This window comes from Dorea sp. MB18-49 (genome assembly GCF_023669465.1).
GTDB classification, from domain to species: Bacteria; Bacillota; Clostridia; order Lachnospirales; family Lachnospiraceae; genus Dorea_A; species Dorea_A longicatena.
Window position 1 is genome coordinate 20,032 of record NZ_JAMOYX010000031.1, and the last position, 13,139, is coordinate 33,170.

Below are 13,139 nucleotides of genomic sequence, written 5' to 3' on the forward strand. Positions count from 1 at the left end.
ATGGAGTTAATTAAAGAACTGCCGGAGGTATTCGAAGAATTTGCAGAACAGCGTCAGAAATCATTCCTGGCAATGAAGGGATTAAAAGACCAGGGAGTTCCGGTTGTTGGCGCATATTGTACTTATTTTCCGGCAGAGATCGCAAGAGCAATGGGAGCAGTTACAGTCGGCTTATGTTCTGTATCCGATGAGACAATCCCGGACGCAGAGAAAGATCTGCCAAAGAACTTATGTCCACTGATCAAATCCAGCTATGGATTTGCCAAGACAGACAAATGTCCATTCTTCTACTTCTCAGATGTAGTTGTTGGGGAGACTACCTGTGACGGAAAGAAGAAAATGTACGAGTATATGTCAGATTTCAAAGATGTATTCGTAATGGAACTGCCAAATACGCAGAGCGAGATGGCCCTGAAACTCTGGAAGAGTGAACTGATTCGTTTCAAAGAATATCTGGAGAAAAAATTCGACGTAGAGATTACAGATGAAGCTGTATTAGAGGCCGTAAAAGAAGAAAATAAAGTAAGAAAAGTCATGAAAGACCTGTATCATGTCATGGCACTTGATCCTGCACCGATCAAAGGCGGCGACCTGTTCAAAGTATTATACGGAAGCGGCTTCAAATTCGATCGTAAAGCAATCCCGGCAGAGATTGAAGCCATGAGAGAGAAGATTGAAAAAGAATACGAAGAAGGTAAGAGACTGGACAAGATGCCTCGTATCCTGATCACCGGATGTCCGATCGGCGGAGCAACTGAGAAAGTGATCCGCGCCGTAGAAGACAATGGTGGAGTTGTAGTTGCATTCGAAAACTGTAACGGAGCAAAATCTTTTGACAAATTAGTAGACGAAGAGAATCCGGATGTATACGATGCACTGGCAAGACGTTACCTGAACATTGGCTGTTCTGTAATGACACCGAATCCAAACAGACTGGACCTTCTGGATCGCCTGATCGATGAATTTAAGGTAGACGGAGTTGTCGAGATGACACTTCAGGCTTGTCATACATATAATGTAGAGTCACTGGCTATTCGTAAATTTGTGAATGAGAAGAAGGGTATTCCGTACATTAATGTAGAGACGGATTATTCGCAGGCTGATATCGGGCAGTTGAATACTCGAATTGCGGCATTTATAGAGATGCTGTAAATTTCTATTTAATGCATCATGGCGGCTGTCACCGACCGGAATAAAACTACAAGGTCCCAGCCTGTGCTGACTCCAACCATGAGTTCGTATGCACAGGCTGGGACCTTGTAGTTTTATTCCTGAGGTTTCGCATGCCATAATAATTAAACAGAGGAACCGTAACCTTTGTGATATCGGAAGTGTACGAAAAAGCAGGAAAATCAATGGTTTCACCACAACTTTCCGGCTACACAACGGTTACAATCCATCTATTGAATTCATTATCATTGGCCAATCACGACATGAGAAAGACTTGGTATTGTGTTTGATGCGTATTTTGGCGCGATGTGTAGAAGTTCTTAGGCAGTTTGACTTCCCGTTAAAGGGACGGAGCGAACTGTTTGAACCCCGTAGGGGTGAGTTTTGAGCGGAGACCCTTTCGTTCTTAGGGAAGGCGGACTGCCTTAGAACTTCTGCATCGTGACATCCAGCAACAAACACAATACCAAGTCTTTCTCATGGACCGGGGTAAGCCACGATGATGAACTAAATAGAAAATTTACCCCGCATCTCAAACCCATGATCCATCGGTCCGCTTCCTTTTCCCAGATCTAACATGGCTTCCAACGCCCCGCTGATATATTCTTTCGCGCGGTGAATAGATTCTTCCAGAGAATATCCTTTTGCCAGATTGGATGCGATTGCGCTGGATAAGGTACAGCCGGTTCCGTGAGTGTTCGGGTTGTTGATTCTTTTTCCGTGGAACCATGTTGCTTCTCCATCCTGGTATAGGAGATCATTCGCATCATTCAGGCTGTGTCCGCCTTTGCATAAGACTGCACAGTGATACATTTCATGAATCTTCTTTGCTGCTTCCACCATATCATCTTCTGATCTAATCTCCATTTCTGCAAGAACTTCTGCCTCTGGGATATTCGGTGTGATCACAGTTGCCATTGGCAGCAGCTGTGTTTTTAATGTATCAATCGCGGTTTCACTGATCAGTCTGGATCCGCTTGTTGCTACCATCACTGGATCAACTACGATATTCTCCAGATGGTACTCTTTTAGTTTCTTTGATATCATTTTTATTAACTCTTCTGATGACACCATACCGATTTTCACTGCATCCGGACGGATGTCTGTGATAACTGCGTCCAACTGTTGTTCCAGAAATTCCGGAGATACTTCCATGATTCCGGTTACTCCGGTTGTATTCTGGGCTGTCAGTGCGGTGATTGCACTCATTGCGTAGACTCCGTTTGCCTGCATCGTCTTGATGTCTGCCTGAATTCCTGCACCTCCACTTGAATCACTTCCGGCGATTGTAAGTGCTGTCTTTTTTTTCATAAGTTCTGCCCACTCTCTACAATACCAGTCTGCTTCTCTCCGAACCTCTTCCTGGTCATCCTTACTTGTTTCATCATAGATTCCTACAACCTGGAACCCTGCCTGCTTTGCAGTACGGATTGCATGAATGACATCTTCGAATACAACCGTCTCCTCCGGACGGGTTCCGAGATATTCTGCTGCCCGCAGATAAATATCCGGCTTCGTCTTTCCCGCACCGACCTCTTCACAGGTAAAGATCCGGTCAAAATATTTTGCAATTCCCAGACGCTCAAATGCCATCTCTATCTCTTTTTTATTATTGGATGATGCAACCGTCATTGGGATATTATGCTTATCAAGCTTTTCCAGAAGTTCCTTCGCTCCACTCTTTAATAGTGCGGTTTTCTTATAATAATTGCTGATGATGTCCAGAACTCCCTGCACAATTTCTTCCGGCTCCTGGGACAGATGATAATGTTCTTTTACATATGCTGCACCTTCCTGGATGCTCATTGTAAATAACACCGTCCCAAGATCCGGCTCTGCCTCTATACCGATACTGTTCAGATAACGGACTCCTACGTCTTCCCAGATCTCCATGGAATCCAGAAGGGTTCCGTCTACATCAAATATTGCTCCTTTTATCATGCTTTCACCATTTCTCCTGTTAAATTTTTTAGTTTCTCTGTCGCTTTTTTAATATCTTTTTCTGCAAATATCGCACTGATCACGGCAATTCCACAGATTCCGGTTCCTGCAAGCTCTGATACATTTTCTTTATTGATTCCGCCGATTGCGATTACCGGAATGTCTACCGCATCACAGATTGCTTTTAATGTCTCACGACTTACCTCAGCAACATCGGCTTTCGAATCTGTATGGAATACTGCTCCGACTCCCAGATAATCAGCTCCTCTCTTTTCGGCAAGAACTGCCTGTTCTACCGTCTGTGCAGATACACCGATGATCTTATCCGGTCCAAGCTTTGCTCTTACGTCGTCTGCTTCCATATCACTCTGTCCGACATGTACACCATCGGCGTCCATTTCCAGTGCAATATCTACATTGTCATTGATCACAAACGGCACCCGGTATCTGGCACAAAGTTCTTTGATTTCTTTTGCTTCTTTCAGGAAATGTGCTTCATCCAGTTCTTTTTCTCTCAGCTGTACGAATGTCGTACCGCCTTCCAGCGTTTTCTCTACCTGACTGTATAACGTCTCACCATTTAACCAGTGGCGATCTGTCACCGCATACAGAAGTAAATCTTCTTTTTTCATCTTTTTACACATATGTTCTGTCTTCTCCTTCATCTGATCTTTTTCGAGCTCCTTATCTGATCTCATATTTTGCACCTTTATCCAATGTCTCTTTATCCATATTGTAGATAGCATCAATGATACGGTTGCGGTAAGTAGCGTTACCGTCACCTTTCTGCATATAACTCCATCCGATCTCTCCGGCCAGCCCCATTGTACATACAGCTGCTGCAGCTGCTTCCAGTTTCTGTTCCGGATTCGCTGTTAAGAACGCTGTCATCATTCCCGATAACTGACATCCTGTTCCCGTAATCTTTCCCATCTCCGGACGACCGTTGCGGATCACATAGCATCGGTCTGCATCACTTACCAGGTCAATCGCACCTGTAATCGCAACGATACATCCCGCCTTTTTGGCAAATGCTTTGGCAAATGCAATACCTTCTTCCAGATTCTCTTCTGTTACGGCATCTGTCACATCTGCATCTACCCCTTTTGTTGTTCCGCTGCCCTGTGCCAGTGTTTTTACTTCCGAGATATTTCCACGGATCACATCGAACCTGATCTTCTCCATCAGTTCTACAGCTGTATTCGTCCGAAGTGTGCTCGCTCCTGCTCCGACCGGATCCAATAACGTTGCATGCCCCAACTCATTGGCACGCTCTCCGGCTGCGAACATTCCCTCAATACTTCTTTTGCTCAAAGTACCAATGTTGATATTCAGCCCTCCGCAGATTGAAGTGATTTCCTTTACATCCTCCGGTTCATCTGACATGATCGGGCTTCCACCACAGGCTAACAATACATTCGCAACGTCATTTACCGTTACATAATTGGTGATGTTGTGTACCAACGGTACATTCTTTCTTACATTTTCGATACAGTTTCCTAACATATTTTCTTCCTCCTGTTATTCATGTATTCCCGATTTTTCCATCTACAGGACCTGCCACCTCCAGGGCCTGCCACTGGCAGCCCCTTACGGATACTTTGGTAACTGGCAGCTCCTTTCGAATACATGGCAATCAAAAAAGGACAGATCTACCTGTTTTTCAGATACATCTGCCCTGTCGGCAACTTTTCTTTCCCTACGTTGGCATGATCCAAATCAGGTTTCCGGGTCAAGACATCTTTAGTCTACTCTCAGCCCGCTCAGATTACGGACTCCCCTTTTCCTTTAATGACCTCCATTATACTACGCTTTTAATATTTGCGCAATGTATCATGACTGTCATCTGTTGTATTGTCAATATTTTTGATCACGATATAATATCCGTCATTTCCGTTGGTCTTAACAAGTACACGGTCTCCGACCTTATGTCCCTGTATCGCTTTGCCGAGTGGTGATTCAATACTGATCAGGCCCTGAAGGGAATTCCCCCTGATACTGGTTACAAGACGATATGTCTCTGTCTCATCATCATCTTCAAAATAGACCTCGACCGTATTATTGATTCCGACTTCATCTGCTTTCGATGTATCTGATACGATCTTCGCATTCTTAAGCATTCTCTCCAGATAACGGATACGGCTTTCATTTCGGTTCTTATCCTGTTTTGCTGCCTTGTACTCAAAGTTCTCGCTTAAGTCGCCCTGCGCTCTTGCCTCTTTTACAGCTTCCAGTTCTTTCTTACGCACAACAATCTTGCGGTATTCAATCTCTTCTTTGATCTTCTTAACATCACTTTCGGTTAACTGTTCTCCCATGAAAATGCACTTCCCTTCTTCTCTCCGTATATTATAATACTCTGATACACGCTCTGCAAATTCTAAATCAATCCATAATGCTCCATCGCCTTATAAAGCCCGTCATTCTCCACTGTATCTGTAATGTATTCTGCATATGGCTCCAGAACCGGATCATGATGCCCCATGATCACTCCATGTCCGGCAGCTTTGATCATATCAAGGTCATTGCTGCTGTCTCCGAATGCATAGATTTCATCATCAACCAGATGCAGTTCTTTCTGTATGTACTCAATTGCAGTTGCCTTGGAATACTCTTTCTGTACACATTCATAGACACCTCCCAGACGGTCGATATGGTTAAATACATCTTCTGTTTCTTTAAAGAATCGTTCTCCATCTGCCATCTTATCTATATAGATCAGTATCTTATCAAAATCATAGCCTGTATCTTCCATTGCCTGTTCTCTTCCAAGCCCAAGTCCTGCCATATACCTTCTGCTGCTTTCTACCGGCTCCAGTCTAGAGATCCGGTTCGAATAATAGATATCCTCTGTTCCTTCCAGAAATCCTTCTACTTTACAGTCCTTCATGCTTTTAATAATTTCACGTCCTCTTTCATAGGGAATCGAATGATGAAACACAACCTGTTCTCCATAGATCAGATGCGTTCCGCATCCACACAGGAATCCATCAAATGATATCCTCTTTATCATCGGTGGTACACTGCATATGGTACGCCCGGTATTGATAAATGTCTTGTGACCGTTCTCCTGTGCCTTATGTAATGCCTCCAGTGCACTTTCCGGTATTTTATGTGTAATCTCACTTAAAATTGTTCCATCAATATCAAAAAATAATGCTGACATAATTTCCTCCATGATCTGTACTGCCAGTTTTTTAATCTTCCTGATCTGTCACCGACTTTTTTACAAGCGTCCGGCACAAAAAACTGACATCGTCTATTATAAATAAACGTTTCGCTCTTTTCAATAGATACAGCGGTTTCTATCTTCCATTTCCGACAAATATCTGGTAGTATAAATATATTATCTATAGAGCATGAAGTACAATAGTATGCACTTCACTGTTTTAAAACAGGAGGTATTCATTATGATTACATTAGAACATTTTGATGAAGTCGACATGAGAGTTGGCACTATTACAGCTGTATCGTTGAATAAAAGGGCAAGAAAACCTGCTTATAAAATCACCGTAGATCTCGGCGATTTCGGAACCAAGAACAGCTCCGCTCAGTTAACCAACTATGAGCCTGAAGAACTGGTTGGAAAGCAGGTAGTCTGTGTATGCAACTTTGAACCCATGAGAATCGGTGATGTAAAAAGTGAAGTACGTCTGCTCGGAAGTGATACCGATGAAGGATGTATCCTTCTTACTTCTCTGACTCCGGTGAAAAACGGAAGTAAAATATTTTAAATCGCCCAGGACTTGCCACCGGCAGCTTCTTCCGAATACCTGATAAATGTAAAACAGGGTCAGAGAACCGTTCTTCTCTGACCCTGTTTTTTATTCATATCTTACATTAATTTTCTGAACAGATCTTTCAGATCTTCTACGCTTGCATCTTTCGGGTTACCCGGTGCACATGCATCTGCGTGAGCGGATTCAGCAAGGAACTGAAGGTCTTCTTCTTTCAGAGCTTCCAGTTTTGTAGGAATTCCGACATCAACAGATAATTTACGTACAGCATCTACTGCTGCTTTTCTGTATTCTTCTACTGACATATCATCTACGCCTTCAACGCCCATTGCTTTTGCGATTTCTTTATATTTCTCTCCTGTGCATTCTGCATTGTATTCCATAACGATTGGAAGCATCATTGCACACGCAACACCATGTGGTGTATCATATACAGCTCCAAGTGTATGAGCCATAGAATGTGCGATTCCAAGACCTACGTTAGAGAATCCCATTCCTGCGATATACTGTCCGAGTGCCATGCCCTCGCGTCCTTCTTTTTCATTGGCAACTGCACTTCTTAAAGATTTGGAAATGAGTTCGATTGCTTTTAAGTGGAACATATCTGTCATTTCCCATGCAGCCTTTGTTGTATATCCTTCAATTGCATGTGTCAGGGCATCCATACCTGTCGAAGCTGTCAGTCCCTTTGGCATAGAAGACATCATCTCCGGATCTACGACTGCGATAACAGGCATGTCGTGCGGATCTACACAGACGAATTTTCTCTTCTTCTCGACATCAGTGATAACATAGTTGATCGTTACCTCTGCTGCTGTTCCTGCTGTTGTAGGCACTGCAATGATCGGAACACATGGATTCTTGGTTGGTGCTGTTCCTTCCAGACTTCTTACATCTTCGAATTCCGGATTGGCAATGATGATACCGATTGCTTTGGATGTATCCATAGAAGATCCTCCGCCGATTGCGATAATATAATCAGCTCCCGCTTTCTTAAATGCCTCAACTCCGTGCTGTACATTCTGAATCGTCGGATTTGGTTTAATGTCAGAATATAATTCATATTCCAGTCCTGCATCATCAAGTACTTTTGTTACCTTTGTTGTCACATTGAATTTGATCAGATCCGGGTCTGAACATACCAGTGCTTTTTTCAGTCCTCTTACTTTAACTTCTGCTGCAATCTCTTTGATTGCTCCTGCTCCGTGAAATGATGTCTGGTTTAAATTAATTCTGTTTGCCATGATAACTGACACTCCTTTTATACATATTCTTTATTTGCGATGCGAAATATTTTTATTTTCTTGTTATCCGCATCTCTTTTCTTTATGTCTTTATTTTAACAACCTTTTTCTTGTTATGAAAGTTACAAAGTGATTATTTTGTAACTTTTGCATGTTACACTTTTGTTATTTTGTAACTTTTTTATGCTTTGTTCACAATACCATTCATTTTTATTTGTTATATAAATAACTTTGTTCTGTCCAGCAACAGCCATCGGAAGCTTCCTTCGAACGCATGGCGATACCAAAAAACACTTCTCTCGCATACTTTGGTATAAAAAAAGAACTCCCTTTTACAGGAGTTCTAATTTCTTAAATAGTGTTTCCAGCTCTGCCGGCATTGCTGCAACCAGATTTCTCGCCATCTCTTCCGGGCGCTTTTTCATATCTCCAAGTACCCACTGCGTTGTCATATATACAGATCCCTGACAATACATTTCCAGTTGGAAATGCAGATTCTCAGGAATTGGCTGTTTTGTCTTTTCCTGAATCTGGTTCTCATAGAATCTTAAGATCAGCTGAAAATCATGATCTCGCAGACAATTCTGATCATCATTACGAAAAGCAGCTTTGAAGAATAATTTTTCTTCTTCTATATAATGAAACTTATTAACAAGACCTTCATAAGCCGTCTTACCTTCTCCCATATGCTGGAACGATTCCAACAGGATCCGGTCAAAATACCAGTTGATCAGATCATATTTATCCTGAAAATTCCGGTAAAATGTCTGCCTTGTCGTTCCGCATTCTGTTACGATTTCTTTTACCGTAATCTTTTCTACCGGCATCTTCTTCATACAGTTTTTCATAGCGTCCGCCAGACGGTATTTCATTTTATCATGTTTTGTTTCTTCCAATTATATCATCCCCAGTTAGAATACTTTTGTCGTCCACTTACTCATGTCCCACACTTCATTCACTACATCCTGATAAAACTCAGGTTCGTGGCAAATTAAAAGAATACTTCCTCTGTACTCCTGCAAAGCTTTTTTCAATGAATCCTTTGCGTCCACATCCAGATGGTTTGTAGGTTCGTCCAGAAGTAATATATTCGTATCCCTGTTGATCAGTTTACAAAGTCTGACTTTCGCCTGCTCTCCACCACTTAATACTCTGACCTGACTTTCGATATGTTTTGTTGTCAGTCCGCATTTTGCCAGTGCCGAACGTACTTCATACTGTGTAAACGACGGAAATTCCTGCCAGATCTCATCGATACAGGTAGTCTTGTTCTCGCCTTTGACTTCCTGTTCAAAGTAGCCGATCTCCAGATTCTCTCCCAGTTCACAACTTCCGGATAAGGATGGAATCAATCCTAAAATGCTTTTTAATAATGTAGTCTTTCCGATTCCGTTCGTTCCAACCAGTGCTATCTTCTGTCCACGCTCCATACTGAAATTTAATGGTTTTGATAACGGCTCATCATATCCCGTTACCAGATCATGTGTCTCAAATAACATCTTTCCAGGTGTACGGCCATAACGGAAATGAAATTCCGGCTTCGGTTTCTCTGCCGCCAGTTCGATCACATCCATCTTGTCCAGCTTCTTCTGTCTGGACATCGCCATATTTCTAGTAGATACACGTGCCTTATTACGTGCCACGAAATCTTTCAGCTCACTGATCTCCTGCTGCTGTCTTCTGTAAGCAGCTTCCAGCTGCGCTTTCTTCACAGCATAGACTTCCTGGAAGTGATCATAATCTCCCACATAACGGTTCAGTTCCTGATTCTCCATATGATAGATGATATTGACCACTTCGTTTAAGAATGGAATATCATGCGAGATCAGAATAAATGCATTCTCATAATCCAGAAGATAGCGCTTCAACCATGCGATATGTTCCTCATCCAGGTAGTTGGTCGGCTCATCCAGAAGCAGGATATCCGGCTTTTCCAATAACAGTTTTGCAAGAAGGACTTTCGTTCTCTGTCCCCCGCTTAAGTCTGTAACATCACGGTCCAGCCCCAGATCCAGAAGTCCGAGTGCTCTTGCCACTTCCTCTACCTTTGCATCGATCGTATAGAAATCGTGCAGTGTAAGCTCATCCTGAATGGTTCCGAGTTCGTCCATCAGACGGTTCATCTCTTCTTCATCTGCCGTTCCAAGCAGATCACAGATTTCATTCATACGCTGTTCTTTCTGAAGCAGCGGATCGAATGCAGATTTTAACACGTCACGGATGGTCATTCCCTTTTCGAGGACCGCATGCTGATCCAGATATCCTGCATGTACATTCTTAGACCATTCTACTTTTCCCTCATCCGGTATAAGCTTTCCGGTCACGATATTCATAAAGGTAGATTTTCCCTCTCCATTGGCTCCCACAAGCCCGATATGTTCTCCTTTTAAAAGCCGAAAAGAAACATCTGAGAAGATGGCTCTGTCTCCGAAACCATGTGTCAGATGTTCAACATTTAATATACTCATAAATTTCTCCCTGATTATTCACTTTTTTAATTTGAAAAGATGCCAGCAAACTCTCTGCTGACACCTACATTATAACGTTTCAACCAGAACCTTGCAATCATAATATATTCCGGTTTGATTCATACATTCTGTATTACATCTGCATTATATCTCTTTACAGAAAATACTCCTCTTCATCCCACCATACTTTTCCTTCGTCATCACCTGTTCATACTGTAATTTCAGGAATGTATTCACACTTGCCACATTGTCCGGATGTGCCGTTCCAAGCAGATAATGATATCCCTGTTCTTTCAGAATCTGTTCTGACTCTTCCATCATCTTTCTCTGTAACCCCTGTCCGCGGTATTCTTTTCTTACCATGGCAATCTCCATATGTGCCGACTGCTTTCGCTGTTCTTCATCAAATTTCAGATCGTATCCGAGATTCTCATCCCCAAGATTCTTTGCCCGTGCGATAAAGACACCTGCCAGTCTGCCATCACACATTGCCTTTAATCCAAAGCCACCGGTCATCATATAGCTTGTTACTTCCTCATCGCTATCCAGACTGAACCATTCCTTATTCGGAAGTTCACTATAGATTTCATGGATCATTCGAAGAATATCCGGTATATCCTGCTCTGTTACAACTGCTATCTCATTCATATATCTTCTCCGTTCATTTTTGCTGTTTACAGTATCATACTGTAAATATGTTCATCTGTAAATAGATGAACTTTTATCGAATATGCAATGCAAAAACCCCGTGGGACAGCTTCTTCTGCCTCACGGGGTTCTCCTTTTTCCACTAACCGTTCATTCTATCTACAGAATACATGACGGTTCAAATGTTCCGGTAAACTTCCATGTCATATCTTCTTCTGCCGGAAGATACGTTACATTCGGTCTCCATGTTCCAACTACTACATTTTCCGAATTCACCCACAGACAATATTCTTCTCTGTATGATGTATTCAGAAGTCCCACAGAGAGATACAATGCATCTTCATCAAACGCATAAGATACCGCATGATATCTCTTCGTAAAATCATTCGGATACATATCATTACATTTCCAGTCCTTATATCCTGCAAAAAGAATCTTCTTTTCTCCTGCCACAGTAAGTTCCAGTTTTAATTCCTCTCCAACCGTTGAAATCACTGCCGACTCAATTTGTCTTGGATTCTCTGTAAACACAATTCTTTTATTTAATAGTTTCTTTGTTGCTTCATTTGTGTCTTTTTTGTCACCTTCCGGCTTCGGAAGTGTCAGATGTACCAGTTTCTCTTCCAGTTTTTCCTGTGCCTCTTCCAGATTTTCTTTTTCACACGGGATCTGAACTGCTTCTTTTATGTATTTCAGACAGATATCTGCTGCCAGATATTCCGATGCCCCTGCCGTGATTCCGATTGCAACCGGATAATCACGAAAACAGATCAGATACTGTCCAAATGCTCCTTCTGCCGCAAAAATCTCTTTTCCGGCCTTGATATGATAAGCATAATGCGTCAGTGCTTTCTTCTCATCTTCCGGAATCACAACGCGCATCTTTCCTATCTCTTCGGTCCACCATGCCGGTATCAGCTGCTCTCCATTCCATTCACCTTTTTGAAGCAGAAGCTGTGCCAGTGCAGAGATCTTTCCTGCAGTCAGGTACATTCCCCATCCACCGGTGTTGTGTCCTTCCGGACTGGTCAGCCAGTTGATCTCACCAAATCCCATCTTGTCAAATACACGCTCCTGCATCAGTGCCAGACAGTTTTTTCCCATAACCTTTGTGACAATTCTTGAAAGTGTATAACTACATCCGGAATCATAATGGAATGCTTTTCCGATATCTTCTCTTATCTTCGGCTGTTTTAACCAGTTTGTCTCCCAGTCTTTTGTAAGCTTCGAAAACCATACATTATTGCAGCATTCTTTGGAACCTGCCTGCATGGTAAGCAGATGATAGATCGTCAGATCTTCCAGTGCCGGATCGTATTCTTCCGGAAGTTCATCTCTTACATAATCAAGCAGTTTATCTTCCAGATGAATCTTCCCCTCATCGAGTGCAAATCCCAGACAAATACTTGTTCCGATTTTTGAAAGTGAATGCATCATCTGCGGCTTCTCCAGTGAGAACGGCTCCCATGCACCCTCTAAGATAACTTTTCCATCAAACCGTACTGAGATACTGTGGATTTCCACTGTCTGTTCCAGTTCCGTTAACATCTCTGTCAATTTCTCCGGATTCAGTCCCAGTTCACCCGGTTTTACATAAGTTGCCGCCATCTTACTTTTCCTCCTTTTTTACAGATGGATCCCAGAGTGAAGTCTCGATACGGATACCACCTTTCTTTGTCAAATAGATTCCGATCAGTATCAGTGCAAGCATAACAATAACCGCTGCTACTGCATAAGATACTTTAATACTGAAAATACCCTTTACAAAGATAACTGTATAAATGATGATACTTACAGTACAGAAGTAAGCGCTTAGTTTTTGGGTAACTAGATATTCGCCCTTTTCTAACTCATAATAATAGAAGATAGATTTTTACTCCACTTCTTTGATAGAAAGTAGAAATTTACTACATTTGGAGGTTTCATTATGA

The 13,139-nt window shown here is 42.3% G+C and carries 12 protein-coding genes and 1 pseudogene; 2 read left to right on the plus strand and 11 right to left on the minus strand.

The window, feature by feature from the left end:
- Entirely contained in the window at window positions 1-1,152 is a 1,152-nt protein-coding gene (locus NCY30_RS09925) for a double-cubane-cluster-containing anaerobic reductase (protein WP_006428651.1), read from the plus strand.
- A gap of 525 nt (window positions 1,153-1,677) precedes the next feature.
- Here the strand turns inward: NCY30_RS09925 and thiD are convergent.
- The 6 genes and pseudogenes from thiD to NCY30_RS09955 form a co-directional block, all read right to left on the minus strand.
- On the minus strand, window positions 1,678-2,481 hold the full coding sequence (gene thiD, locus NCY30_RS15450; protein WP_055194485.1) for a bifunctional hydroxymethylpyrimidine kinase/phosphomethylpyrimidine kinase: 804 nt from the start codon (window positions 2,479-2,481) through the stop codon (window positions 1,678-1,680).
- 90 nt (window positions 2,482-2,571) lie between these two features.
- Window positions 2,572-3,111 (minus strand): annotated as a pseudogene (locus NCY30_RS15455) (HAD family hydrolase); the annotation flags it as partial.
- Window positions 3,108-3,755 carry a thiamine phosphate synthase gene (thiE, locus tag NCY30_RS09940; protein WP_081019635.1) on the minus strand — a complete coding sequence of 216 codons (648 nt, stop codon included), beginning with the start codon at window positions 3,753-3,755 and terminating at the stop codon, window positions 3,108-3,110. The gene thiE and the pseudogene NCY30_RS15455, both read right to left, overlap by 4 nt.
- Before the next feature lie 40 nt (window positions 3,756-3,795).
- Window positions 3,796-4,617: a hydroxyethylthiazole kinase gene (gene thiM, locus NCY30_RS09945; RefSeq protein ID WP_055194474.1), complete on the minus strand. Its 822-nt coding sequence runs from the start codon at window positions 4,615-4,617 to the stop codon at window positions 3,796-3,798.
- Window positions 4,618-4,925: 308 nt separating this feature from the next.
- Window positions 4,926-5,429, minus strand: a complete 504-nt coding sequence (gene greA, locus NCY30_RS09950; protein WP_006427809.1) for a transcription elongation factor GreA — start codon at window positions 5,427-5,429, stop codon at window positions 4,926-4,928.
- A gap of 62 nt (window positions 5,430-5,491) precedes the next feature.
- Entirely contained in the window at window positions 5,492-6,277 is a 786-nt protein-coding gene (locus tag NCY30_RS09955) for a Cof-type HAD-IIB family hydrolase (RefSeq protein WP_242853913.1), read from the minus strand.
- 244 nt (window positions 6,278-6,521) lie between these two features.
- Here NCY30_RS09955 and NCY30_RS09960 point away from each other — a divergent pair, with 244 nt between their 5' ends.
- A complete protein-coding gene (locus tag NCY30_RS09960; protein ID WP_044920133.1) occupies window positions 6,522-6,845 on the plus strand; it encodes a tRNA-binding protein in 324 nt (107 codons plus the stop codon).
- A 101-nt stretch (window positions 6,846-6,946) separates the two neighbouring features.
- Here NCY30_RS09960 and fucO read toward each other — a convergent pair whose 3' ends face one another.
- From fucO to NCY30_RS09985, 5 genes are all read right to left on the minus strand, one after another.
- The gene (gene fucO / locus NCY30_RS09965) at window positions 6,947-8,092 is read right to left on the minus strand and encodes a lactaldehyde reductase (protein WP_022416365.1); all 1,146 of its coding nucleotides are present in this window, start codon (window positions 8,090-8,092) and stop codon (window positions 6,947-6,949) included.
- A gap of 332 nt (window positions 8,093-8,424) precedes the next feature.
- Window positions 8,425-8,964, minus strand: a complete 540-nt coding sequence (locus tag NCY30_RS09970) for a TetR/AcrR family transcriptional regulator C-terminal domain-containing protein (protein WP_006427805.1) — start codon at window positions 8,962-8,964, stop codon at window positions 8,425-8,427.
- 39 nt (window positions 8,965-9,003) lie between these two features.
- The gene (locus tag NCY30_RS09975; protein ID WP_055194470.1) at window positions 9,004-10,560 is read right to left on the minus strand and encodes an ABC-F family ATP-binding cassette domain-containing protein; all 1,557 of its coding nucleotides are present in this window, start codon (window positions 10,558-10,560) and stop codon (window positions 9,004-9,006) included.
- A 144-nt stretch (window positions 10,561-10,704) separates the two neighbouring features.
- Window positions 10,705-11,208, minus strand: coding sequence for a GNAT family N-acetyltransferase (locus NCY30_RS09980; protein WP_055194468.1), 504 nt, complete (start codon window positions 11,206-11,208; stop codon window positions 10,705-10,707).
- A 159-nt stretch (window positions 11,209-11,367) separates the two neighbouring features.
- A complete protein-coding gene (locus tag NCY30_RS09985; protein WP_055194466.1) occupies window positions 11,368-12,816 on the minus strand; it encodes a serine hydrolase domain-containing protein in 1,449 nt (482 codons plus the stop codon).
- Window positions 12,817-13,139: the final 323 nt, after the last annotated feature.